General features: G+C 38.8%; 24 protein-coding genes and 1 tRNA gene. 13 read left to right on the top strand and 12 right to left on the bottom strand.

Going from position 1 to position 24,123, the window contains the following annotated elements; all coding sequences use genetic code 11:
* From ACTCIM_RS00915 to ACTCIM_RS00900, 4 genes are read right to left on the bottom strand one after another with little or no spacing between them, the layout of a single operon-like run.
* Nucleotides 1-714 carry a lipoprotein insertase outer membrane protein LolB gene (locus tag ACTCIM_RS00915; RefSeq protein ID WP_464279631.1) on the bottom strand — a complete coding sequence of 238 codons (714 nt, stop codon included), beginning with the start codon at nucleotides 712-714 and terminating at the stop codon, nucleotides 1-3.
* Nucleotides 704-2,362: a tetratricopeptide repeat protein gene (locus ACTCIM_RS00910; RefSeq protein WP_472313335.1), complete on the bottom strand. Its 1,659-nt coding sequence runs from the start codon at nucleotides 2,360-2,362 to the stop codon at nucleotides 704-706. The genes ACTCIM_RS00915 and ACTCIM_RS00910 overlap by 11 nt, the downstream gene beginning before the upstream one ends.
* Nucleotides 2,355-3,101, bottom strand: a complete 747-nt coding sequence (locus ACTCIM_RS00905; protein WP_029965379.1) for an HD domain-containing protein — start codon at nucleotides 3,099-3,101, stop codon at nucleotides 2,355-2,357. Before ACTCIM_RS00905 ends, ACTCIM_RS00910 begins: the two co-directional genes overlap by 8 nt.
* Nucleotides 3,094-4,020 carry a sigma-70 family RNA polymerase sigma factor gene (locus ACTCIM_RS00900; protein WP_472313333.1) on the bottom strand — a complete coding sequence of 309 codons (927 nt, stop codon included), beginning with the start codon at nucleotides 4,018-4,020 and terminating at the stop codon, nucleotides 3,094-3,096. The genes ACTCIM_RS00905 and ACTCIM_RS00900 overlap by 8 nt, the downstream gene beginning before the upstream one ends.
* Before the next feature lie 113 nt (nucleotides 4,021-4,133).
* Here ACTCIM_RS00900 and ACTCIM_RS00895 point away from each other — a divergent pair, with 113 nt between their 5' ends.
* From ACTCIM_RS00895 to radA, 6 genes are read left to right on the top strand one after another with little or no spacing between them, the layout of a single operon-like run.
* Nucleotides 4,134-6,548, top strand: coding sequence for a homocysteine S-methyltransferase family protein (locus ACTCIM_RS00895; RefSeq protein WP_472313331.1), 2,415 nt, complete (start codon nucleotides 4,134-4,136; stop codon nucleotides 6,546-6,548).
* The gene (locus ACTCIM_RS00890) at nucleotides 6,536-7,000 is read left to right on the top strand and encodes a TlpA family protein disulfide reductase (RefSeq protein ID WP_472313328.1); all 465 of its coding nucleotides are present in this window, start codon (nucleotides 6,536-6,538) and stop codon (nucleotides 6,998-7,000) included. Before ACTCIM_RS00895 ends, ACTCIM_RS00890 begins: the two co-directional genes overlap by 13 nt.
* Nucleotides 6,993-7,460, top strand: a complete 468-nt coding sequence (locus tag ACTCIM_RS00885) for an N-acetyltransferase (protein WP_464279638.1) — start codon at nucleotides 6,993-6,995, stop codon at nucleotides 7,458-7,460. The genes ACTCIM_RS00890 and ACTCIM_RS00885 overlap by 8 nt, the downstream gene beginning before the upstream one ends.
* A gap of 38 nt (nucleotides 7,461-7,498) precedes the next feature.
* The gene (gene hpt / locus ACTCIM_RS00880) at nucleotides 7,499-8,014 is read left to right on the top strand and encodes a hypoxanthine phosphoribosyltransferase (RefSeq protein ID WP_029965385.1); all 516 of its coding nucleotides are present in this window, start codon (nucleotides 7,499-7,501) and stop codon (nucleotides 8,012-8,014) included.
* A gap of 21 nt (nucleotides 8,015-8,035) precedes the next feature.
* The gene (locus ACTCIM_RS00875; protein ID WP_472313326.1) at nucleotides 8,036-8,839 is read left to right on the top strand and encodes a DUF3426 domain-containing protein; all 804 of its coding nucleotides are present in this window, start codon (nucleotides 8,036-8,038) and stop codon (nucleotides 8,837-8,839) included.
* A gap of 2 nt (nucleotides 8,840-8,841) precedes the next feature.
* Nucleotides 8,842-10,152 carry a DNA repair protein RadA gene (gene radA, locus ACTCIM_RS00870; RefSeq protein WP_472313323.1) on the top strand — a complete coding sequence of 437 codons (1,311 nt, stop codon included), beginning with the start codon at nucleotides 8,842-8,844 and terminating at the stop codon, nucleotides 10,150-10,152.
* 105 nt (nucleotides 10,153-10,257) lie between these two features.
* Here the strand turns inward: radA and ACTCIM_RS00865 are convergent, their stop codons facing one another.
* From ACTCIM_RS00865 to ACTCIM_RS00830, 8 genes are read right to left on the bottom strand one after another with little or no spacing between them, the layout of a single operon-like run.
* The gene (locus ACTCIM_RS00865) at nucleotides 10,258-11,484 is read right to left on the bottom strand and encodes a replication-associated recombination protein A (RefSeq protein ID WP_464279642.1); all 1,227 of its coding nucleotides are present in this window, start codon (nucleotides 11,482-11,484) and stop codon (nucleotides 10,258-10,260) included.
* Nucleotides 11,485-13,107 carry a citramalate synthase gene (gene cimA, locus ACTCIM_RS00860; protein WP_472313321.1) on the bottom strand — a complete coding sequence of 541 codons (1,623 nt, stop codon included), beginning with the start codon at nucleotides 13,105-13,107 and terminating at the stop codon, nucleotides 11,485-11,487.
* A 5-nt stretch (nucleotides 13,108-13,112) separates the two neighbouring features.
* Nucleotides 13,113-14,345, bottom strand: a complete 1,233-nt coding sequence (locus ACTCIM_RS00855; RefSeq protein WP_464279644.1) for an aspartate kinase — start codon at nucleotides 14,343-14,345, stop codon at nucleotides 13,113-13,115.
* 3 nt (nucleotides 14,346-14,348) lie between these two features.
* Complete coding sequence (tsaE, locus tag ACTCIM_RS00850; protein ID WP_029965392.1) at nucleotides 14,349-14,834, bottom strand: tRNA (adenosine(37)-N6)-threonylcarbamoyltransferase complex ATPase subunit type 1 TsaE; 486 nt, start codon at nucleotides 14,832-14,834, stop codon at nucleotides 14,349-14,351.
* Complete coding sequence (locus ACTCIM_RS00845; RefSeq protein ID WP_464279645.1) at nucleotides 14,818-15,282, bottom strand: CBS domain-containing protein; 465 nt, start codon at nucleotides 15,280-15,282, stop codon at nucleotides 14,818-14,820. The genes tsaE and ACTCIM_RS00845 overlap by 17 nt, the downstream gene beginning before the upstream one ends.
* Nucleotides 15,269-16,828: an NAD(P)H-hydrate dehydratase gene (locus ACTCIM_RS00840; RefSeq protein ID WP_472313318.1), complete on the bottom strand. Its 1,560-nt coding sequence runs from the start codon at nucleotides 16,826-16,828 to the stop codon at nucleotides 15,269-15,271. The genes ACTCIM_RS00845 and ACTCIM_RS00840 overlap by 14 nt, the downstream gene beginning before the upstream one ends.
* Before the next feature lie 18 nt (nucleotides 16,829-16,846).
* Nucleotides 16,847-17,224 (bottom strand): holo-ACP synthase, encoded by a 378-nt coding sequence (acpS, locus tag ACTCIM_RS00835; protein ID WP_029965397.1) that lies wholly within the window; start codon nucleotides 17,222-17,224, stop codon nucleotides 16,847-16,849.
* Nucleotides 17,225-17,227: 3 nt separating this feature from the next.
* On the bottom strand, nucleotides 17,228-17,953 hold the full coding sequence (locus tag ACTCIM_RS00830) for a pyridoxine 5'-phosphate synthase (protein ID WP_472313316.1): 726 nt from the start codon (nucleotides 17,951-17,953) through the stop codon (nucleotides 17,228-17,230).
* A gap of 112 nt (nucleotides 17,954-18,065) precedes the next feature.
* On the opposite strand from ACTCIM_RS00830, the gene ACTCIM_RS00825 reads away from it, so the two are divergent.
* The 7 genes from ACTCIM_RS00825 to ACTCIM_RS00795 all read left to right on the top strand — a co-directional run bounded on the left by ACTCIM_RS00825 (nucleotide 18,066) and on the right by ACTCIM_RS00795 (nucleotide 24,116).
* Nucleotides 18,066-18,716 carry a rhodanese-like domain-containing protein gene (locus ACTCIM_RS00825; protein WP_472313314.1) on the top strand — a complete coding sequence of 217 codons (651 nt, stop codon included), beginning with the start codon at nucleotides 18,066-18,068 and terminating at the stop codon, nucleotides 18,714-18,716.
* On the top strand, nucleotides 18,709-18,888 hold the full coding sequence (locus ACTCIM_RS00820) for a ferritin family protein (RefSeq protein WP_472313312.1): 180 nt from the start codon (nucleotides 18,709-18,711) through the stop codon (nucleotides 18,886-18,888). Before ACTCIM_RS00825 ends, ACTCIM_RS00820 begins: the two co-directional genes overlap by 8 nt.
* Nucleotides 18,889-18,890: 2 nt before the next feature.
* The gene (locus tag ACTCIM_RS00815; RefSeq protein WP_472313310.1) at nucleotides 18,891-20,123 is read left to right on the top strand and encodes an ABC transporter substrate-binding protein; all 1,233 of its coding nucleotides are present in this window, start codon (nucleotides 18,891-18,893) and stop codon (nucleotides 20,121-20,123) included.
* A 2-nt stretch (nucleotides 20,124-20,125) separates the two neighbouring features.
* A complete protein-coding gene (locus tag ACTCIM_RS00810; RefSeq protein WP_472313308.1) occupies nucleotides 20,126-20,545 on the top strand; it encodes a hypothetical protein in 420 nt (139 codons plus the stop codon).
* A complete protein-coding gene (locus ACTCIM_RS00805; protein ID WP_472313307.1) occupies nucleotides 20,475-22,862 on the top strand; it encodes a PAS domain-containing hybrid sensor histidine kinase/response regulator in 2,388 nt (795 codons plus the stop codon). Before ACTCIM_RS00810 ends, ACTCIM_RS00805 begins: the two co-directional genes overlap by 71 nt.
* Nucleotides 22,863-22,936: 74 nt before the next feature.
* Nucleotides 22,937-23,012: transfer RNA gene (locus ACTCIM_RS00800), tRNA-Ile, on the top strand.
* Nucleotides 23,013-23,129: 117 nt separating this feature from the next.
* A complete protein-coding gene (locus tag ACTCIM_RS00795; RefSeq protein ID WP_464279653.1) occupies nucleotides 23,130-24,116 on the top strand; it encodes a Nif3-like dinuclear metal center hexameric protein in 987 nt (328 codons plus the stop codon).
* The last annotated feature ends 7 nt before the right edge of the window (nucleotides 24,117-24,123 follow it).

Here is a 24,123-nt window from a genome sequence, read left to right as displayed (position 1 = left end):
TTACTCTTGCTCCAAGAGATTAAATAAATTTACATCTTCTGGCAATTTTAGCTCTAAATTATTTAAGTTTAAATTTAATTTTATCTTTTTTTGATAAATAGTTATTTTTAAGCCTTCTTTTTCAATAATTATTTTTTTAGGTATGGAAAGGTTTATGTTAGTCTTTACATAGTTAAAGTAGGATATGGTGTATCCTTGATAGTTTATTCTTTTTATTTGACCTAAAGGATAAATTTCTAGTTGAGTCAAGAGGTTTTTAGAAAAATTTTCTGAAGAAGACAAGGGTAGGAGAAACTGGACTTCTCCCAGGAGCAGTTTGACACTTTGAGTCAAGGTAAAGGGAAGGGGAAAGTCTAAGGTAGTAATAGCAGTCCTGGGGTGGTTGCTTTGATAAGCTCTTCTTTCATAGGGAAAAAAGACCAGGAGGTTGTTTTGACTTTCTTGCCAGAGGGAAATCTTTTGACCCAAAGAAGAGGAAAAATCCACTCTGGTGAGCTTATTCTTTTGGCCAAAACAGGTGTAGAGCAAGCGGGAAGCCTGTTTTTGGTCTTTAAAACTAAGGCTGCCCTGTAAGTAGTAGGTGTTGATTTGCTTATATTTTTGTTGCTGTTGCCAGAATTGTTCCAGCTTTTGTTCTGGAGAAGGAAGCTTTGGGGGAGCACAACTGGCTAGAACAATTAGCCCCAACAAGAGAGTGATAAATTTAGTTTTCACTTAATTTCTGGAGTAGTTTTTTTAGTTCCAAATTATGGGGATTTAACTTTAAGGACTGCTTATAGCCCCTGATGGCTTCTTTTTTTAGGTTTAGACTCCTGGCAATGTCTCCATAATGTTGCCAAATAGTAGGGTCATCGGCAGTAAAACTTACAGCTTTTTGAATATATTCCCAGGCCTTATCTAGCTCTTTTAATTTAAAGTAAACCCAGGCTAGAGAATCAAGGTAATAGCCGTTGTTGGGGCTCATTTTTAAGGCAGTTTCAATTAAGAGCTTGGCTCTATTTAGGTCTTTTCCCTCTTCAGCCAAGACATAACCTACAAAATTTAAGGCAGGATCATAATCAGGATACAGGGAAATTATTTTTTCCATAAGTTCTAAAGATTTCTGGCGCTGGTTTTGGTTTTCCAGGATAATGGCTTTGCGATAAAGTATTTCTTTGTCTTTGGGCCATTTTTGTAGGGCCTGTTCTATCCAGGATAAGGCCTGGGTGTATTTTTTTTGTTGTTCAAAAGCGTATATCTGTAAAATATAAAATTCTTTGTGATTGGGATAGGCTTGTTTAACTTCATCTAGAGTTTTTTGAGCCAAGGCGTAATTTTTTTGTAAAAGCAAAATTTGAATTTTAAATTCTAGTGATTGAAGGTAAAAACTGCTTTTGGGTGTTATTTTATTTAAATATTGAAGAGCCTTATTGTAATCTTGGTATTTCTCATAGTAGAGAAGAGCAGAATAAAAATTTACCCTGTCTGTACCTTTTTCTTCTTTTTTTACATCTTCTAATATGTTTTCAGCATATTCATAATATTTATTTTCTAAAAATTTTAAGAATACTTTTAGTTTAAAATCTATATCTTTATCTTCTAAAAAAGTTTTAGCCTTTTTAGGGTTGTTTAATTTTAGGTTTAATTCAATTATTCTCAAAACCAAGTCTTCGTTATTTTCTTCTTGCTCTAATAATTTAGTGTAGATCTCTTCTGCTTCAGCATATTTTTTATTCATTTCATAGATATAAGCTAATTCTGCCCAGGCTTCAAAGAACTCTGGATCCAGTTTTAAAGTTTTTTGAAGCAAAGCTTCTGCTTTTTGGGTAAGACCTAGTTCAAAATTAGCCCTGGCTAAATAATAATAGGTTATTTTATTTTGCTTTTCAGGAGGTAGTTTTTTGAGTAAATCTATGGTTTTACTGTATTCTTTATTTTCCAGATAAATTGCTGCCAGTTCCTGGTACACAGAAAAGTCTTCTGGTTTAATGGCCAGATACTCTTCCAGGGTTGTTGCTGCGTCCTTGAGTCTTTTTTCAGCCAGATAGGATTTGGCTAGGGAAAGATAGAGGTTCTTGTTTTCTGGAAATTTTTTTAAACCCTGCTTTAAAATGTTTCTGGCTTGATTAAAATCCAGGTTGCGCCAGTAAAAGTTGGCTACTTCCAGATAAATATAGGGTTCTGGATTTAATTGAAGTAGTTGTTGGGCTTCCAGCTTGGCTTCTTCAATTTTCTTTTGGTTTTCCAGATCCAGAAAACGAAGAAAGGTATAAATTTTCTTGGCTTCAGGCGAAAGGGGAATACTAACAGGTCGGGGTTTGTGTAAGGGAGAACAACTAAGTAAGGCCAAAAGGATTAAAGTAAAACAAATTAAATTACGCATAATTTTCTATTTGTTGTAAGGTTTGGTAGAGATGTTTGCCTATAAGCAGACCACAATCCACAATTTCTGGGCCAAAGTTAATGCCTGTAGAAGTCCTAAAGGTATCTTTGATTTTTTGCATAAACTCTAAAGCCTGGGGCATTCTTTTTTTCAGTTCTTCTATTCCCCATTGGTTATAACTACAAATGGACCAAAGGGTAGTGGTAAAATTATCTGGCCCCCAGCGAAATTTGTCTCCATCATAAAGAGCAGCACTTACCAGTTGGGCCAGGTCGTCTTTGATTTCTATCCTGGGTCCAAAGGCTTCGTGGTTTTTTATGGCCAGGTAAATAATTTCTTTTTCCTCCTGGCTAAGAGGATAGTCTTCTAGGATTTCCTGGCTTAGTTCAGCCCCTTTTAAAGCATGGTCTTCTTCTGTGCGACAAGTATCGTGCAGCAAGCCCGCTATCTGGCTTAAAAGAAAAGCTTTTTTAAGTAAAGGATTGGGCAAGTGTTTTCCTTCAATTAAGACAATGGTACTGGCATCTAGGGCTACCTTTTTGGCGTGCTCTATGCCATGCCCAAAGGAGTCCAGGATAAAGGGTAGGACATCTTCGCGTAAACGATAAATAAGAGGGTGGTCAAAAAAGAAGTTTTTGGCCTGGTTTTGTTCCCGTGAAAAAATAGTATAAAAAGAAGGAAGGTTTTGTTGAGCTATTTTTTTGGCTTCTGCTTTGAGGAGGCTAAAGACTTTATTCATCTAAAATCCAATCCCTGGAAAAGTCTGTGATTTCTTCTTCTAAAAGTTTTTTTATCTTTTGCAGTAATCTAGCTTCGATTTGTCTTACTCTTTCTCTGGTAATACCATATTTTTCCCCTATCTCTCTTAAGGTAAGAGGAGAGTCATTGAGCAATCTGAGTTCCAGAATATCTTTTTCCTTGTCGTTTAATTGGGGAAGAATTGTTTTTAACTTTTCTCTTAACAGATTTACTGTTTCTTCCTGAAAAATTTTATCTTCCACACTGCCTTCTAAGGCAGGCAAGACATTTAAAGGCGTAAATTCCTCATCATCATTTAAAGGCATATCCAGAGAAAGGTCCTGCTGGCCCATGCGTTTGCCCATTTCAATAACATCTGCTTCTGAGACCTGTAAGTTGTTGGAAATGGTTTCTGCATCTGGATTTATACCCATGGCTTCTAGACGTTGTTTTTCTTTATTGAGATTGTAAAAGAGTTTTCTTTGGGCCTGAGTGGTACCTATCTTGACCATACGCCAGTTGTCCATGATAAATTTTAAAATATAGGCCTTAATCCAAAAGGAAGCATAATAGGAAAATTTTATTCCCTTGTCTGGATCAAACTTTTGTACAGCCTTCATCAGGCCAATATTTCCTTCCTGGATAAGGTCTAAAACATTTTGCATCCAGCGACGCTGAAAATCCATAGCTATTTTAACCACCAGTCTTAGATTGGAAGTTATGAGTTTAAAGGCTGCATCTTGGTCCTGGTATTCTTTATAACGTCTGGCCAGCTCTATTTCTTCTTCTGGACTCAAAACTGGAAATTTATTTACTTCTTGTAAATATAAGCTGAGATTGTCTTTTATTTGGGGATAAGTATTGGTTGGTTCAATAAGAGCCAATTCTTTACTTTCAGGAGACTGTTTTTTTTCTGGCATGCTATAGAACTCCTTTAATCCTTTTATTCCTATATTTTTTATTTGTCCTTTGCAAGGTTTTAAACTATGGCTTTAACTCAAGGTTAAGGTCCAGATGGGGAGGAAGGCAATAAATGAATTTTTTGACGCTACTAAAAGAAAATGAGTTTATCCTTTTTGATGGTGGATTGGGCACCTTATTGCAAGCCAAAGGTTTACCTGCCGGTGAAATGCCAGAAATTTTTGCCCTAAAAGAGGAGGACACGCTACTTAACTGTCATAGGGCTTATGTTCAGGCTGGCGCAAGGGTAATTACTACCAATACCTTTGGAGCCAACAGATTTAAATTGCCCGCAGGGATAAGTGCTTATGAAGTAAATAAAAAAATGGCTCTGGTAGCTAAAAGGGCAGCAGAAAACAGGGCCCTGGTAGCAGGTAGTGTTGGTCCCAGTGGCAAGATGGTAAGGCCTTTAGGGGATATAGACTTTTTAGACCTGGTAGATAGTTTTAGCGAGCAAATTCAGGGTTTAATAGATGGTGGAGTGGATTTGATTCTGGCGGAAACTCACTTTGACCTGGCTGAAGCCAGGGCTGTGGTACTTGCGGCCAGAAAAATAAATAGGCAAATCCCCATAGGAGTATCCATGACCTTTGAAGGTGGGGTGTCTCTTACAGGTACTTCTCCAGAAGTATTTGCGCTTACCATGTTCAATATGGGGATAGATCTGCTGGGAGTAAATTGTAGTTTAGGGCCTGTGGAGCTTTTGCCTCTGGTGGAAAAGTTGCTTCAATATTCTTCTTTGCCTCTTTTGGTACAACCCAATGCTGGTTTACCTGTTTTAGAAGAGGGCAAGACTGTATTTAAACTGGAGCCAGAGCCCTTTGCTAAAAATATGCTTACCTTTGCCAGAAAGGGAGTAAAGTGTTTGGGTGGCTGTTGTGGAACTACGCCTGAGCATATCCAGGCTCTGGCCCAGAAACTAACTCAAGAACAATTTGTCTCTCCTTCTCCTGCATCTCCTTCCCTTGCCCTTACTTCCCGTTCTAAATACGTGCTTCTGGGTAAAGAGGAAAAGACTGTTTTAATTGGAGAAAGAATCAATCCCACAGGAAAAAAAGACCTTACCCAGGAGTTGCAAGAGGGGAAATTGAGTAAAGCTTTAAACCTGGCTCAGGAGCAACTCCAGGCCGGAGCTAGGGTCTTGGATGTTAATGTGGGTGCTCCTTTGGTAGAAGAGGAAAAGGTTTTACCCAGGCTGGGATTGGAACTGGTGAAAAGATTTGATCCTGTGCTTTGTTTTGATTCCAGTAAGGTTAGTGCCATTGAGAGGAGTTTACAGATTTATCCTGGTTCTGCTTTAATTAACTCCATAAGTGGGGAAGAAGGCAAATTGGAAGTGCTGGGCCCCTTGTGTAGGGATTATGGCGCTCCTTTTATTTTACTTCCTTTAAAGGGGAAAAAGCTGCCTGTAAGTGCCAAAGAACGCATTGCCATTATAGAGGAAATGCTGAAAAAGTGCGCAGAGCTTTCCATTCCCAGGAGGTTGATTTTAGTAGATGCTCTGGCCCTTACTGTATCTTCTAAGCCAGAAGCAGCCAAAGCCTGTTTGGAAGTCATTGATTATTGTACAAAGTTAGGTTTGCCCACTACTCTGGGGCTTTCCAATATTTCCTTTGGGTTGCCTGCTAGAGAGCTTATCAATTCCACCTTCTTGGCTATGGCCATGGCTAAAGGTTTAAGTAGTTGTATTGTAAATCCCAATTCCTGGAAAATAAAAGAAGTTTTTTATGCCGGGCAGGTACTTTTAAATAAAGACCCCCAGGCAGAAGAGTTTATTGCTCATTTTTCCCATTGGCAGGCTGGAGAGCAAAAAATTACCCTGCAAACTAAAAGTAAGTCTCTAGCTTCTACACCTAAAGAAGCAGTTGTTTTAGGGGATAAAGAAAGGTTAATTGAACTTTTAGAGAAAGAAATAAAAGAGGGGAAAAAGGCCTTTGACCTGCTAAATGAGGAGCTTATCCCGGGTATAACTGCAGTGGGAGATAAATATGAGCGTAGGGAATATTATTTGCCTCAGCTTTTACTTAGTGCTGAGGCCATGCAGGAGGGAGTTAAGTTTTTAGAACCCTGGCTAAAGAAAGATAAGTCTGAAAAAGGTCCCAAGATAGTAATGGCTACTGTAGAGGGTGATATTCATGATATAGGCAAGAATATTGTCTGTTTGATGCTTAGAAACCATGGTTTTGAAGTGATTGACCTGGGTAAAGATGTTCCAGCTAAAAAAATTGTAGAAGTAGCCAAAAAGGAGCAGGCTCCTTTAATAGGCCTTTCTGCCTTGATGACCACCACCATGGTTAAAATGGAAGAAACCATAAAACTGGTTCAAAAGGAAAAATTGAAGTGCAAGGTAATGATAGGTGGGGCTGTGGTAACTCAGGCCTTTGCCGATAGGATTGGGGCAGATGGTTATTCAGAAAACGCAGTAGCTGCTGTAAAACTGGCCAAAAAATTATTGGCCAGTCTGGAGGAAAAGAAATGCGCAGATTAATTATTATTTTTCTTTTTTTAGCTGTTTTTGGGGGAACTGATTTAACCCTGGCCAAGGACATAAAGGTTGCCAAACCCAGGGATATTATTTCCTTTATTGCCAATAGCCAGAGTGAATTGGTCCTGGTCAATTTTTGGGCTAGCTGGTGTCCTCCCTGCAGGATGGAAATACCTTCTTTAATTAAGCTAAGGACCATTTTTCCCAGGCAGAAACTAAGTATACTGGGAGTGTCTGTGGATTATGACCCAGAAATGTTTTTTGCCTTTTATAAGGAAACCAACTTTAACTACCCTGTCTGGCTGGGCAAGGAAAGTGTTGGTGATTTTTTTCAGGTGGTAAATTTACCCAAATTAGAAATTTATCGCTCTTCTGGAGAAAAGGTCTTCATTCATGAAGGGTATATGGGCCTGGAAGAGTTAAAAATAAAGATAGAGGAGCTTTTAGGTGAGTGAGTTATACTTGCGCAAGGCAAAAATTTCAGATGTAAAGAGCATCCACCACTTACTTATGTATTATGCTAAAGAAGGACTTCTCTTGCCCCGTTCCTTTAGTGAACTCTATACTCATCTTAGGGATTTTTTTGTCTTGGCCCACCGCCAGACCCAGGAAGTTTTTGGGTGTTGCGCCTTGAGTATTATCTGGGAAGATTTAGCTGAGATTAAGTCCCTGGCTGTGGCTAAGGAAAAACAGGGCCAAAATTGGGGGAGAAGGTTGGTGGAGGCCTGTTTGAGTGAAGCCATTACTTTAGATGTTTACAAAGTTTTTGTCCTAACTTATCAGGACAGATTTTTTGAGCGCCTGGGATTTAAGGTGGTGGAAAAAGATGTTTTACCCCAAAAGGTATGGGCAGATTGTCTAAAATGCCCCAAGTTCCCGGAGTGCGATGAAATAGCCATGCTTATTGAAATGTAAGTAAATTTAGAGTATTGATTAAAATTTAGGAGGATTAAATGGGATTGGAAGTGGTATTTTCCCCTGAGATGATTGCCAGAAGAGTGCAGGAATTGGGAAAGGAAATAAGCAGAGACTATGCTGGCAAAGAACTGGTAGCAGTGTGTGTCTTAAAAGGTGCCTTTTTGTTTTTTGCTGATTTGGTTAGAGCCATTGATTTGAATTTAGAGGTTGATTTTGTCCGCTTATCTTCTTATGCCAATCAAAAATCCCGTACAGGCAAGGTGATTTTTTCCAAGGACATGGAATTGCCCATAGAGGGGAAACATTTACTTCTGGTGGAAGATATTGTGGATACAGGCCATTCCATGGCTTATTTAAAAAAAGTCCTGGAAGCCAGAAAGGCTGAAAGTGTAAAGATTTGTGCGCTTATTGATAAAAAAGAGCGTAGAGAAGTAGATGTAGAAGTGGATTATGCTGGCTTTGTCCTGGAAAAAGGTTTTATTGTGGGTTATGGTCTGGATTATGCGGAAAAATATAGAAATTTGAGCGGAGTGTTTGAACTTAAAGAGTGAGGCTAAAAGGGGGAATTTAGGATGCTGGTACAATGCCCCGAGTGTAAGGTAAAGTATAATCTTCCCGAGGAAAAGGTTAAACCTGGAGTTAAGCTAAAATGCACTAAATGTTCTCACATTTTCCCTTTAGAATTGGAAGAAGATAAGCTGGATTTAGATAGTCCCGAAGATATTGCCATTCCTGAAGTGGAAGAGCAGGCAGGAGTCAGTGTAAAGTCAGATAAAAAAATCAAAGTGGATCTGGAGGAGGAAGAAAAAGCTCCTAAAAGAAAAAAAAGCAAAAAAAAGCTGATTATCTGGCTGATAGTTTTATTATTGTTGTTGGGTCTGGGTTCTGCCGGTTATATTTTTTTTCCTCAAATAAAAGCCAAATTTTTCCTAGAGAAAAAGGGTGAGGTTGGACTCAGCCAAAAACAAATAGAAGAAAAGGTAAAAAATATTTCTCTGGAAAATGTAAAGCAATACTTTGTAAATAACTCCAAAATAGGAGAGCTTTTTGTTATTGAAGGAGAGGCAGTTAATAAATTTGAAGAGACCAAAGAATTGATAAAAATAAAGGCCAGGATTTTTGATGATAGCGGTAAGGTGGTAGCTGAAAAGGAATTTTTAGCTGGTAATACTGCGTCTTTGTTTCAACTACAGGTTTTAACTCAAGAAGAACTGGAAGGAGTTTTAAACTCTAAGATAGGTATTTTAACCAACAACACCTTTGTAAAGCCCCAGGGTAGAGTGCCTTTTATGGTTGTTTTTTATAATCCTCCTGAAAACGTACAGGAGTTTGCTTTAGAAGTTATTGATGTGAAAAATCCACCTGAAAAGAAATAGTTTTGGCTAAACAAAAACAGCTTTATATCTGTAATAAGTGTGGAAGCAATTTTGCGACCTGGTTTGGAAAGTGTCCCCAATGCGGGGAGTGGAACACCCTAGAGTTAAAATCAATTTCTACTAAAACCACTTCTTCCTCCAAGCAAGAGCAACTGTTTTCTCCTATACCCATTACTCAGTCCTTTTCCCAGCAAGAGGTGTATTTTTCCTGTGGAGAAAAAGAGGTAGATTTGTTTTTAGGTGGAGGACTGGTCAAGGGCGGGGTATATCTTTTGGGAGGAGAGCCTGGCATAGGCAAGTCCACCTGGCTGTTACAACTGGCAGGCTTGCTTGCCTCCAGAGGGTTAAAGACCCTTTATTTAAGCGGAGAAGAGTCTTTGCTACAGGTGCAAAGCAGGGGAAAACGTTTGGGGCTTGCTTCTGATAATCTCTATCTTTTTTATAGCACAAAGTTAGAAGAAGCTCTGGAAGTATTAGAAACAGGGTTTCAAATAGCAGTTATAGATTCAGTGCAAACCCTAACTTCCAGTAAACTGGAAGGAGTGGCAGGAACTCCTTCCCAGATAAGAGAGGTCGCCCTGGAGCTTATTGGCCTGGCTAAAGCCAGGGAAATTACTTTGTTTTTGGTGGGCCATGTGACCAAAGAAGGGCTTATTGCTGGACCCAAACTTTTAGAGCACATGGTGGATTGTGTTTTGTACCTAGAAGGGGATAGAGAGCATTTTTTTCGCTTGCTTCGAGTAAATAAAAACCGTTTTGGCCCCAGTAATGAGGTTCTGGTTTTAGAAATGTTAGAGCAAGGATTAAGGGTGGTAGCTGACCCTTCTACTTTTTTTCTGGAAGGAAGTAACAATTTAAGTGGCCAGGCCCTTACTTTGACTTTAGAAGGGCACAAGGTTTTGGCTGTAGAAATTCAAGCCCTGGTCAGTTCTTCCTTTTTGGCTGTGCCTAGAAGAGTAGCACAGGGTATAGATCAAAATAGGTTGAATTTATTGGTGGCAGTTTTAGAGAAAAGATTAAAAATAAGTTTAAAAGATAAGGATATTTACTTAAAAATAGGAGGAGGGCTTAGCTTAAAAGACCCGGCTCTGGATTTAGCTATTTGTGTAGCCTTGCTTTCTTCTTTTTATGACCAGCCCTTACCGGAAAATAGTATTTTTTGGGGAGAAGTGGACTTAAATGGCCAGATTCGAAGGGTGCTGGGGCATGATTTGAGGTTGAAACAGGCCAGGAAACTAGGCTATACTAATATTTTTGCTCCGCAAGAAAAATTGGTTTCTTTAGAAGATGTGTGTGAACAATTAAAGTTTTAAGCTAAAAGATTCCAGGTGAGCAGATGACGAGAGAGGGTCTCTTTTTAACGCAAGGTAAGTAAGAATAAAAAGGTATAATATAACTTTGGCCTTGGGAAAAAGTAACTATTTTTTAACTTTTGGAGATGTCTTTTTCTTGCTTTTTAACCACAAGTTGAGGCGGTTTTCCATACCTTCTGTTTTGGGAAAATAGAATTGTTTGTTTTTAAGTTCTTGGGGTAAATATTCTTGCTCTATATAAGAGCCTGGATAGGCGTGGGGATATTTATAGCCATGACCATAGCCCCATTGTTTTTGCAGCTTGGTGGAAGGATTGCGCAGGTGTAAAGGTACAGGCTTGGGGCCGTTTAGCCTTACTTCCTTTTGGGCGTTTAAATAGGCAGCATAAGTGGAGTTGGATTTGGGAGCAAGGGCTAGATAAACCACTGTTTCTGCCAGAGGGATAAATCCTTCAGGCATACCCACAAACTCAACTGCGTGTTGACAGGACACAGCCAGGGGCAGGGCCATGGGATCAGCAAGTCCCACATCTTCTGAAGCAGAAAGGATAAGCCTGCGGCAAATAAATCTGGGGTCTTCTCCACCTTCTAGCAAGCAGGCTAAATAATAAAGGGCAGCATCAGGGTCACTTCCTCTGATGGATTTAATGAGGGCAGAGATAAGTTCGTAATGAGCATCTCCCTGTCTATCCCCGCGAATTACTATCTCTGGTAGGTGGGTTTTGAGATTTTCTGGCCTTAACTCTTCTTCTTCCAAATTGGAGATGTATTCCAGAAGATTTAGAAGGGTCCTGGCATCGCCATTACTCAGGGAAACCAAAAGTTCTAAACTATCTGGAGAAATTTTTAGATTGAGATATTTAGCGCCTTTTTGGGCCAGGGTTAATAATTCTTCCAGGGTTAAACTGGCCAGTTTTAGTACATGCAGTCTGGAAAGTAGTTGTCTGGTTACGCTAAAGGAAGGATTTTCTGTAGTAGTTGCCAGAAGGGTTATTTCACCCACTTCTAGGAGAGGTAGAAAAAAGTCCTGCTGGGCCTTGGAAAAACGATGGATTTCATCCAGAATCAGAACATCTATTCCTTCTATTTTTTTGCGCAAACCAGCTAAACCTATTTCTGGCGCACTAAGCCTGATATACTTTTTATTCCAGGCTTTGGCTAAAAGCAGAGCAAGCGTGGATTTACCACAGCCAGGAGGACCAAAAAAGAGTAAACTTTGCGGCCTTTTACTTTTGATAAGCGCTCTTAATCGGCTTTTTAAATGGCTTTGTCCAATAAACTCATCTAAGGAATTGGGTCTTAGCTTTTCCGCTAAGGGAATGGGAACGCTCATTTACATATCTTTAGTAACTTCTTGCAAAGCTTTAGTTAGTTTTTCCTGATCTTCTTTAAATAACTTGTAATTTAAAGAATCTTCCAAAGCCTGCCTGCTGGCCTCAATAATATTATAGGAAACGCCCACGGTTACCCATCTTTGTTTGGCATCTCCAGATTCAATCAAGACCCTTACCCTGGAGGCAGTGCCTGATAGGTCCTTTTTAAAAGAGGAAAAGACTCTTACTTTAAAATCAATAAGGTGCATTTCTTTTAGGCAGGGATAAAACTTTTCCAGAGCCTTGCGAAGGGCGTTGTCCAGGGCATTTACTGGTCCTTTTCCACTGGCAGCAGTATGCTCCAGCATACCACCCACTCTGACCATAACTGTAGCTTCGGAAAGAGGGTCTTCGTCTTTACGTTTGCTTTCTAAGACCCTATAATTTTCCAGGGAAAAATAGGTTCTGGTTCTACCCAAGACCCTGTTTAACAAAAGTTCAAAGGAGGCTTCAGCTGCTGTGTATTCGTAGCCTTCACTTTCCAGGTGTTTTAGTTTGGCCAGAAGTTCCAGGACAAAGGGGTCATTTTTGTCCAGATAAAAGCCATATTGTTTGGCTTTAAATAAAATATTGGATTGTCCTGCTAAATCAGAAAGCAAGATACGCTGTTTATTACCCACACTTTCAGGTGGAATGTGTTCATAGGTTCTGGGGTTTTTGCGCACTGCACTTACGTGAATACCGCCCTTGTGAGCAAAAGCAGATTTCCCCACAAAGGGTTGGCGGTGAAAGGAAGGTAAATTGGCCACTTCTGAGACAAAGAGAGATACAGAGGTTAAAAGACGCAAGTTTTCTGCCGGGATACACTCATAACCCATTTTTAACTGCAAATTGGGGATAATGGAGCAGAGATTGGCATTGCCGCAGCGCTCTCCATAGCCATTTATGGTTCCCTGTACTTGCTCTACGCCAGCTTCTACAGCAATTAAAGAGTTGGCCACAGCAAGTTCTGAATCATTGTGCGTGTGGATTCCCAAGGTGGCTTGAGGAAAGCGTTTTTTTACTTCTTCCACAATGCCTTTGATTTCTAAAGGAGTGGTGCCACCATTGGTATCACAGAGGACTAAAACATCTGCCCCGCCTTCCAGGGCCTTTTGTAAACAAGCCAGGGCATAGTCCTTGTTTTCCTTAAAGCCATCAAAAAAGTGCTCTGTGTCAAAAAAGAGCTCTTCTACTTCTGGTTTTAATTTGGCCAAACTACCGGCTATAAGCTCTAAATTGTGCTCCAGAGTGGTTTTTAAGGCTTCCCTCACATGGATATCCCAGGTTTTGCCAAAGATGGTAATGACCTTTACCCCAGAGTTAATCAGGCTAGCCAGATTTTCATCAGTATCTGGGGTTTTATTTACGCCATGGGTGCTGCCAAAGGCTGTGATTTTGGCTCTTTTAAAGTGATAGTTTTGTATTTCCTGAAAAAAGCGCTGGTCTGTGGGATTGGAGGCAGGCCAGCCTCCTTCAATATAGTCTATTCCCAGTTCATCTAGCTTTTGGGCTACCCTTATTTTATCTTCTAGGGAAAAGTGGACATCTTCGGCCTGGGTACCATCTCGTAAGGTGGTGTCATATATTTTTATTTTTTTCATAGCTCTTAACAGGTTTTTTCTGGTTCTTTGTCTAAACCAAAGGCTTCATGTAAGGTCCTTACTGCCAGTTCTGTGTATTTTTCTTCAATAAGGCAGCTAATTTTAATTTCTGAAGTACTAATGATAAGGATATTTATGTTTTCATTTTTTAGGGCAGAAAAGGCAATGGCAGCTACTCCAGAGTGATTGCGCATGCCAACACCAATTACTGAGACCTTGGAAACATTTCTATCAGTGAGTACTTCTTTGGCTCCAATTTCTCCTTTGATTTTGGAGATAATTTCCACGGTCTTGTCTATATCTCCTTTGGGTACAGTAAAGGTCATGTCTGTGCGACCTTCTCTACTGGGGTTTTGGACAATCATATCCACTACAATACCGGCAGCAGCAATGGGCTCAAAGATTTTGGCTGCAATGCCTGGCTCATCATATACATCCACTAAAGTAACTCTGGCCTGGTCCTTGTCATAGGCAATGCCTGAAACCATAGCAGCTTCCATACTTTCATCCTCCTGAGTTACCAATGTCCCAGGTCCATCAGTAAAAGTGGAACGCACATACACTGGGACATTGTATTTTTTGGCAAATTCTACTGATCTTATTTGTAAAACCTTGGCTCCCATACTGGCCATTTCCAGCATTTCTTCATAGGCAATGCGTTCAATGCGTCTGGCCGAAGGGCAGATATTGGGGTCAGTGGTATATACTCCATCCACATCCGTATAAATCTCACAGAGGTCTGCTTTTAGGGCAGCAGCTAAAGCCACTGCACTGGTATCAGAACCTCCTCTTCCTAAAGTGGTAATCCTGCCTTCACAATCACAACCTTGAAAGCCAGCTACAACCAGTACATCATAGTTTTTGAAATAGGAACGAAGTCGGTCTTCATCTATATCTAAAATCCTGGCTCTTCCAAATTCTTTGTCCGTACGAATGGGGATTTGGTACCCCAAAAGAGACCTGGCCTTGATTCCTGCATCTTTTAGAAGCATGCTAAATAGGGCCACAGAGGTTTGCTCTCCTGTAGCCATAAGTACATCCATCTCTGCTGGGTCAGGTCTGGAAGACCAGGTTTTAGCTAACTCAATTAAACGATTGGTTTCTCCAGCCATGGCCGAGAGTACAACTGCCACTTTACTTCCTTGATTGAGGGCTCTTAAAACCTTTTCCTTTACCCTTTGCATACACTCAAGGTTGGCAACAGAAGTACCTCCAAACTTCTGAACAATAATTTTCATTTTTCACTTCACCTCTTTCCCTGAAATTAGCTTTTTAAAAGAAGACAAGATATTAGTCATACTTCCTTTGGCTGTAAACTCCAAAATGCGCTCTTTTTCTTGCAAGTGAAAACTTATCTTGAGCCAGTCTGCAAAATTTAAATAAGCAGGAAGGTGTTCGCTCCATTCTACCAAACGAATAAACTTAGAAGAAAGTAAAACCTCCTCTAAATCAGTATCCAGTTCTTCCCCTTGCAGTCTATAAAGGTCAAAATGGGCAATCTCTGGTTGGGTAGGGTAAATATTGAGCAGATTAAAACTCGGGCTACTTACTTCTGCCTGTTTACCCTGGGGAAAGGCGTGTACAAAAAAGCGAATAAAGGTGGTTTTCCCTGCACCTAAATTGCCTTCAAAGAGAATAAGAGGTTTTTGTTGTTGTTCTAAAAGAAGATTTGCTAAAGTGATAGCTAAATTTTGAGTTTCCTCTAGTTCTCTAACTACTACTTTCATTTACCAGGGCCTTTAAAATGTCTGCTTTGCCAATGATACCTATGAGTTTTTGTTCTTCATCTACCACAGGTAAGGTGTGATATTTTTTCTCAGCCATAATCTGTGCGATTTCTTCCAGGGTATGCTCTGGTGATAGGCAAAGAGGATTGGGAGTCATGGCCTCTTTTACTCTAACTGCACTCATTTTTTTTATTTCTTCTTCCAGTTTGTTTAAGGAAGATAGAGGCAGGAAACCATCTAACAGGGTAAAAAAAGAAGGCAGGTCCACTTTTTTTTGGGTCAGAATAAGGTCGCTTTGGGTAATAATTCCTATTACTTTATTTTCCTTATTCACTACTGGAAGGCCATTTATTTGATTGCCTAGCATTAGTTTGGCTGCCTGAATAATGGTTTCTTGGGGTTCAATGGTGATTACCTTGGTCTGCATGATGTCTTTAGCTTTTAGCATGCTTGTATTCTCCTATAACTAAAGGTAAATGATGGGCAATTTCTTGAGTCAGGTTTCCACGATAAGGATAAATTTGAGCCAGTTTTTCGCCTGTAAGTCCATGAACAAAAACCCCCAAACAAGAGGCTTCCACTAAGGAATAGTTTTGAGCTAAAAGGCCACCTATAATACCGGCTAAAATATCTCCTGAACCTCCCAGCGCCAGATTGGGTGTGGCAAAGGGAGAGATATAAAGGGGACGATTGGGATGAGCTATGATAGTGGCTGCTCCTTTTAAAATCAGGCTTACCTGGTATTTATTCACAAATTGGCTGGCAAACTGGGCTCTGGCCTGGTTTATTTCTTCTGCTGTAGTGTTAAAAAAACGAGCCATTTCTCCGGGGTGAGGAGTAAATAAGATTTTATCCTTTTGTTTACTTAAGTTTATTAAGGAAGGGTCTGTGGCAAAAAAGTAGAGGGAGTCAGCATCAAAAACAGTTGGCGGATGTTCTAGTTGCAAGTATTTTTTTAGCAATTCTAAGGTCCTGGAATCTCTACCCATGCCCGGACCAAAAACTACAGCTTTAAAGCGAGAAAGGTGTTTTTCCAGAAGCTCAAAATCCTTGGAGGTTAAAAACTCTTCTTCACCTTGCAAGGGTAAGAGCATTATTTCAGGGAAAATTCCTTTTACCTGAGAAGCCAGTGGTTTGGGACAGGCTATTGTGACCAATCCTGCTCCTATGCGCAGGGCTCCAAGGGCAGCTAATTGGGGCGCACCAGTAAGTCCTGTGGAACCTCCTACAACCAAGACATGTCCAGCTTGACCTTTGTGTAAGGTAGCAGGAGGAGGAGAAATGAGGTCTAAAATTTTGGAGGTAAGGGCATAGTGGGTACAGGGATTTTCCTGTTTTATTTTTTTAGGAATACCAATTTTTCCCACCTTTAACTGCCCAATATAGGGCTTGGCTGGAGGTAAAAACAGTCCCAGTTTGGCCTCTTCAAAGGTAATGGTTACATCTGCGACCACTGCAATGGGAGAGGGCCTTCCGGTTTCACCATCCAGGCCTGAGGGAATATCCAGGGCAAGCACAAAGGCCTGTTTGCCCAGTTTGTTTATCTTTTTTATCCAGGAAATATACTCTTTGCGCAGAGTTCCTTTAAAACCAGTACCCAAAAGGCCATCCACCACAATGTCCACCTGAGGTAGAAAGTCCATATTGTACTCAGGTAGATGCATAAGGGGAATATCCATTTTTTTAGCCAGGTTGAGGTAATAGCCAGCAGTGGTATTGAGGTATTCCTTTTGCCATTTGGAGTGCAGGACCATTACTTTTACTTCCTGATTGGCTAAGTGCCTGGCCAGAGAAAAGGCATCTCCACCATTATTCCCTGAGCCAGCAAAGATAAGGGCGCTTTTGCCTTTTAAAGAAGAAAACCTTTCTTTTAATACATAAAGAGCTTCCCGGCTGGCATTTTCCATAAGTACCTCTGGAAGCAAGCCGAATTTTTCAATGGTAAGCTCGTCCCACCTAGCCATTTCCTGTGGCGTTGGTAAAGGTTGAAACATTTTTCTCCCCTTTTTAGTTTATCCTTCTAAGATGACCACTGCTCCTGCTACTAAAGTGTTATGCGTAAGAGATAGCCAGCTGTGTTTGGCTCCTAATTTTTGAAACCAGATTTTAGCTTCACCCGAAAGAGAGAGATAGGGTTTTCCTTGCGGAGTGTTTAGAGTCTCAATGTCTTTAAAGTTTATGCCTTGAGTAAAACCAGTGCCCAGAGCCTTTACAGTGGCTTCTTTTACGGCAAAACGAGAAGCTAAAAACTCAATTTTATTTTTTTTTTCCTGAAAATGAGCAAGCTCTTTGGTGCCTAATATTTTCTGGGCAAATCTATTTCCATAGCGCTGGTAAATTTTTTTTATTCTTTCCAGCTCTACTAAGTCCAGACCTACCCCTAAAACCATAACTTAATCTACAAAGGTGTTTATGATATTAACCATTTGCTCTACAGCTTTACTTATGCCCACATAAATAGCTCTGGAGATAATGCTGTGCCCAATAGAGTATTCTTTAATGCCAGGTACTTTAGCAAAGGCCCAAATGTTTTGATAATCCAAACCATGCCCCAGATTTACCTGTAAACCTATTTTTTGAGCATATTCAATGGCTTTTAAAATTTTTTTTAGTTCCTGTTCTTTTTCCTGTTCATTTTTAGCATCTGCATAATGACCAGTATGAATTTCAATAAATTCTGCACCGATTTCCTGGGCTGCTTTAACTTGTTCTAAATCAGCATCTATAAATAAGCTAGTCAAAATCTTTTTTTCTTTAAAGGGAGCGATAAATTCCCTTAATTCCTGTTCTCTGCCTTTGCAAATAAGCCCACCTTCAGTGGTTAATTCCTGTCTTTTTTCTGGAACCAGGCAAATCATATGTGGCTCTACCTGCAAAGCTATTTTTTGCATCTCAGCAGTAGCAGCCATTTCCAGGTGCAAATTGGCCTTTAAATGGGTTTTTAGATTAAATACATCTTTATCCTGAATATGTCTTCGGTCTTCTCTTAGGTGAACGATAATCCCTCTGGCTCCTGCCAGGATAGCTAATTGAGCAGCAGTTAAAGGATCTGGCTCTAAACCCAGGCGAGCTTGTCTTACTGTAGCTACATGATCTACATTTACGCATAATTTGGGCATAAAGAAAAAACTCCCATTTTTTTTATTTTTAGAGTAATTTTTTCTATCCTCAATTGACATCAAGGTCAAGAAAGGAGATAATGCCTTTCAAAGTAAGAATGGAGTTACTTATATGTCTTATTTAGAAAAACCAATAAAGGATATTGATGCTCAGGAATTAAAAAAAATTCAGGCTGAGGAAAAAGAAGATAGTTATGTGTTAGTGGATGTAAGACAGCCAGAGGAATATACAGAAAAACACCTTCCAGGAGCCTTGCTTGCCCCTTTGCCAGATCTGGAGAGTAAATTATTTAGTTTTGATGCCAGAAAAAATTATATTTTTTATTGTCGTAGTGGCAATCGTTCCCGGGCAGCTGCTAGATTGGCCAGAGACAGTGGAATGTTTGAAAAGGAAATTTATAACTTAAAAGGTGGGATTCTGGCCTATGAAGGAGAAACTCTTTCCAATTGGCCCAATTTTAGAGTTTTTGCCCATTTAAATAAGCTGGAAGAAGTGGTAAAACAGGCCATTGAACTGGAAAAAGGAGCCTATCTTTTTTACAAGCGGATAAATGAAGAATTTGCCCATGTTATAGGCAGGGAGTTTGCCAGCTTTGAAGAATTGGAAAAAAAACATGCCCATGTGATTTATAAGTGGGCAAAGGGAAAGCAAGTTTCCTTAGAAGGTTTTGAACTTTTATTTGAAAGGGCTTCAGGAGAAATTTTAGAAGGTGGAAAAAGTTTAGAAGACTGGTTAGAGGAAGTAAAAAAAACAGGTGGATAGAAATTATTTATTAGAAGTAGCTCTGCAGATTGAAATAATGGCTTATGATTTGTATAAAAATCTGGTTTTTCAAAGTTTTGAAGAAGACATTAAAAGTTTGTTTTTAATTTTAGCTGAGCAGGAAAAAGTACACATGCGAGTAATTGCCCAAAAATTTTCCAAAGAAATCTAATGATGTTAAAAAGGATACTTTTTCTCTTTATATTTTTAGGTTTAACTTTACCTTCCTGGGCTGCTTCTCAGAAAGATACCATTTACTTAGGAATGTCAGCTGCTTTTACTGGACCCAATGCAGTGTTGGGAATAGAACTTTACCGTGGTTCCTTTGCTTATCTGGAAAAGATAAATCAAGAACAAAAGGGACTTTATGGTAAAAAGATAAAAATCTTAACCTATGACGATAAGTACGAGCCCGAACTTACCCTGCAAAATACCTTTGAATTGGTGGACGAGAAAAAAATTATCTGGCTTTTTGATTATGTGGGCACTCCTACAGTAAATAGGATTCTTCCCTATTTAAGCATTGATAACCAGCATGGAGCTTTTTTATTTTTTCCTTTAACTGGAGGGCTTAGCCTAAGAAAAGATCCCTATAAAAGGTATGTACTCAATCTTAGGCCTTCTTATACGAGGGAAATACAGGCTTTGTTAACCAGGTTTTTGGAGATAGGGAAAAGACGCATAGGTATTTTTTATCAATTAGATGCCTTTGGTAGAAGTGGCTGGCAAAGTGCAAGGGATTTTTTAAAACAAAAAGGGTTAGAAATAGTTGCTGATGCCAGCTATATACGAGGCTGTGGATTAAAAGATAGTTATAGGCAACAGGTGGAGGTTTTTAAAAAAAATAAAGTAGATGTTATTCTCTCTATAGCCAGCACAAGTGCAGCTACTGGCTTTATTCGGGATTTAAGAGATGCTCAAATAAAAGTTCCTGTGGCCAACTTATCTTTTGTAGATGCTCAGGCAATGTTTTTAAATTTAAGCAAGCTGGAAAACGAAAATAATCGTTCCTATTCCTTTGGGCTTGTAAATAGTGTAGTGGTTCCTTTTTTTGAATTGAAACATTATAAAATATATGAAGAATATCTGGCTACTCTTCTTAAATATAAAGCTGATATAAAAAAATATGCCCCTGCAGACTACAATCATCCCTTTTATGGACCTATTTCCTTTGAGGGTTTTTTAAATGCTAAGTTGATAGTGGAAATTTTAAAAAGATTGGGTCCTTCTCTGGATAGAAGTAAACTGGAAGAAGTTATTTATAATCCTAAGGGCTTTGAAATTGGCCTTGAAGATCCAGTAGTTTTTACTAGAGATAACCAGGGAGCTTTGAAAGAGGTTTACTTTGCTACCATAAAAGATGGCATGCTTCATCCTTTAAAAGACTTCAGGACATTATTTTATTAGATATGTTTAAATCTAAATTACTTAGAAAAGTTATAGGTATTATTCTGTTATTTTTTTCTATTTATGCTATAGTTGTTACTTTTTACCTTTCCTTTTTTATTAGAGAAAAGTTCATCAACAATTATTTACAAAAAGCAGACTCTATTATATCCTCTATTTCCTATTCTTTACCAGAAATTTTATCTTCTGGAGATTTATCCAGGATTCAGGCACTTGTAAATCAATTTTTACAGGTACAGGGTATAGGTTATGTCCTGGTTATGGATAAACAAGGGGAGGTTATAGCTCATACTTTTGTCCCAGCTCCTCCTTTAACTGTTATTACTCAAAGTAAAATAGAAAAAAACAAAGTTGAGCCCATATTATATTCAGATAGACGGAAAAAAATATATTCAAATAAAGAAAAGCGTACTTTTAGGTGAAGCTGGATATATTGTAATTGGAATAAAATATGCAGAGATTCAGAAAGAAATAATGAATTTTATTTTTAAGGTAAATATTTTTAACCTTTTAGGCCTAGTGATTATTGTTTTAATTACAATTTTCTTTATGAGAAAAATTATTTATCCTCTCAAAGAACTTACAGATTTTGCTTATAAAGTAAAAAAAGGAGAATTTAACGCAATCTTCTCCAAGAAAAGTGATGATGAGATAGGATATCTAGCTATAGTTTTTGAAGATATGGCCCAGGAATTGGGAAGATTTTTTGACAAATTAAAGATAAGTATTAGCAATGCAACAGAAGAACTAGAAGATGTTATAAATTATTTAACTGTTATTATGGATACTATGGCTGATGGTTTGGTTGTAACTGATTATAATTTAAATATATCTCAATACAATAATTCTTTTAAAGAGATATTTAAGATTAAAGAAAATAATCTTATAACTAAAAATTTAAAAAATATACTTGGGTTTGATTTAATTCAAAACCTTGATTTAGAGAGTTTAAAAGAACAGTCTATGATAGAATTTGGTTATAATGTTGAGAAAGAGGATAAGTATATAGAGTGTATTTTAACTTCTGTTGAATTAAAGTGTGAAAACAGTCTGGTTTTTATTTTTAGGGATATAACGGAAAGAAAAAGGGCAGAAGAAGATTTGCAACTTTTAAACCAGAACTTAGAACATTTGATACTGGAAAGAACCAAGAGGTTACAGGAAATAAATCTAAGATTAAATCAAGAAATAGAAGCGAAATCCAGGATAGAAAAGGATTTAAAAGCAGAAAAGGACCTTTTCCAGTTGACCTTAGCTGGGATAGGAGATGCTGTTATTACCACAGATATCAAGGGAAACATTTTGTTTATGAATAAGACAGGGGAAGAGATGATTGGTATTGAGCTGGAAAAGGTAAAGAATTCTTTTTTTACTGATTATATTTATCTTTATGAGCAGGAAGAAAATTTACTCTGTCCGGTTAAACAGGTTTTAACTAAAGAAAAGAACTGGGAAAGTGATAAATTGTATTTAGTAAATCACAAAGATAAAAAGATTCCTGTGGAAGTGAAAGTTTTTCCTGTAAGGGGATTTTCTGCTGAAATGGTGGGGACAGTAGTAGTAATTAAAGATATTTCTGAGAAAATTCAGTTAGAGCAGGAAAGGTTGCGTAAAGAAAAGTTAGAAGCTCTGGGCGTGGTAGCTGGTGGCATTGCCCATGACTTTAACAATTTACTTACCATAATTTTAAATCATCTTAATTTTTTGCGCTTAACCAGGCCAGAGGAAAAGGAAAAGCTTGTTGAGCAAATAGAAAAAGTGGAAAAGATTATTCTAAGAGCCAAGCAGCTTACTTCCCAGTTCCTCACTTTTGCTAAGGGTGGAGAGCCAGTAAAAGAAGCTGTAAAAGTGGATAAGATAATAAAGGAAACAGCCCATTTTTTACTTAAAGGTAGTGCAGTAAAAGTGAGCTTTGATTTTCCCAAGGAAGTGCCACCTGTAAATGTGGATGCCAGTCAATTTGCCCAGGTAATAGAAAATCTGGTTATCAACTCTTTACAGGCCATGGAGGGCAAAGGTCGTATTCAGATAGGTATGCGAGTAGAAGTCCTGGAGGAAGACAACTTCTGGGAGCTTAAAGCTGGCAAGTATGTGTTGATTTATTTTCAAGATACAGGGCCTGGCGTGCCCAAGGAAGTTGAAGCTAAAATTTTCGAACCCTATTTCACTACTAAAGCCAAAGGTTCTGGGCTGGGCTTAGCTTCTTGTTATTCTATTTTAAAAAGACATGGAGGAAGAATAGTATATAATGCCACTTATTCTCAAGGGGCAGAATTTATTTTGATTTTACCTGTAAGTAAAACCAATAATGTTTTGGCTAAAAAAGAAAAGCAAGATGCGCATACCCCGGAAGTATTTTCTGTAAATAAGAGGGTTTTGATTATGGATGATGAAGAGGAAATCCTGGAGATATCCAGAGATGTCTTTTCCCTGTTTGGCTTTGACTGTACCTGTGTAAGAAGTGGAGAAGAGGCTTTGGAAAAGTATAAACAATCTTTGCAAAATAACAAATACGACCTGGTTGTTTTGGACTTAACTGTCCCGGGTAAGATGGGAGGAAAGGAAACTATCAAGGAGTTGTTGAAAATAGATCCAGAGGTGGTGGCTGTAGTGTCCAGTGGGTATTCTCAAGACCCGGTTATGGCCAGGTATAAGGAGTATGGATTTAAAGGGGTTTTATCCAAACCCTACTCTTTGGAAGAACTAAAGAAAATGATTCAGGAACTTCTTTTTCTTTAGAAAAGAAAAATTTCTCTGTTTGCAAAGAGTTGACAATCCCTTTATTTGAGAGTAAATGCCTTTGTTTACCTTTTGGGCCTATAGCTCAGTTGGCAGAGCTCCCGGCTCATAACCGGATGGTCCCAGGTTCGAATCCTGGTAGGCCCACCATTTGAGGAGAAACCTTGGATAGCAGTTCTAAAGTAGATAAAATAAGCAAACAATTAAAGGTAAAGGAAAAGGGTGCTTCCTTAAGCGTAAGAGGGAAGCACCCTTTTTTTATGCTTTATGCTAGTAGATGAACTAATTGAAATTATTGAAGAAGTTGCCCCTCTTGACCTGGCTCTTGGTTGGGATCAAAGTGGAGTCCTGGTTGCCAGTCCTCTTCGAGAAATCAAAAAAATTGCCTTGGCCTTAGACCCTACCTTTAAGACTTTAAATAAGGCCTTAGAACTGGGGGTGGATTTTCTTTTAACCCACCATCCTCTAGCTTTAAAACCCAGGTTTCCCAATAAAATTGATGGGTACTATCACCTATTACAGGGATTACTGGAAGCCAAAATGTGGTTGTATGCTGCGCATACTTCTCTGGACGCCAATATTAAAGGGCCTGCTGGTTGGTTGGCCAGGTCTTTGGGTTTGACTAATATTTCTTCTTTGCAACCTGGAAAATCAGAGCAGATATGGAGAATACACTTTTCTCCTCCTTTACCTCTTAAAAGGGCTGGTTTTTTAAAGGAATTAAAAGGAGTTTTGGCAAGTTCTGAAGACGAAAGGGGAGTTCATTATTTAGATATTTATGCTCCAGCCAGGGATTTTGTCCTGGAGCAAATTAATCTCTGGGAAGATTTTAAAGGTCTTGTAAGTTTATATCCTCTTTCTTCAAGGGAGAAAGGTGGGCTTGGACTTATAGGGGATTTACCCCTTCCCTTTTCACCTGCTGAATTTCTAAATAGGCTCAAGGATATTTTAGAAATAACCAGTTTAAGAGAGGTGGGAGGCCTTCCCAGGGTAGTAGAAAGGGTGGCTTATTGTCCTGGTTCTGGAGCAGATCTGGGGTTTTCTGCCTTTAAACAGGGGGCTGATGTCTATATTACTGGAGATGTTAAATACCATCAGGCCCAGGAACTGGCTGAGCGTGGCTGGGTTTTGGATGTTGGGCATTTTATTCTGGAAGAAAAAATGATGTTCTCTTTCTATAAATATCTTAAACAAAATTTAGATGAAGTTGAAGTCTTTTTTATAGAAGGAGAAGATCCTTTTGGGTTTATATAAATTTAGG

The sequence above is a fragment of the Desulfonauticus sp. genome (genome assembly GCF_055126295.1).
The sequence above is the reverse complement of the archived record's forward strand: the minus strand, read 5'-3'. Positions and strand labels throughout refer to the sequence as shown.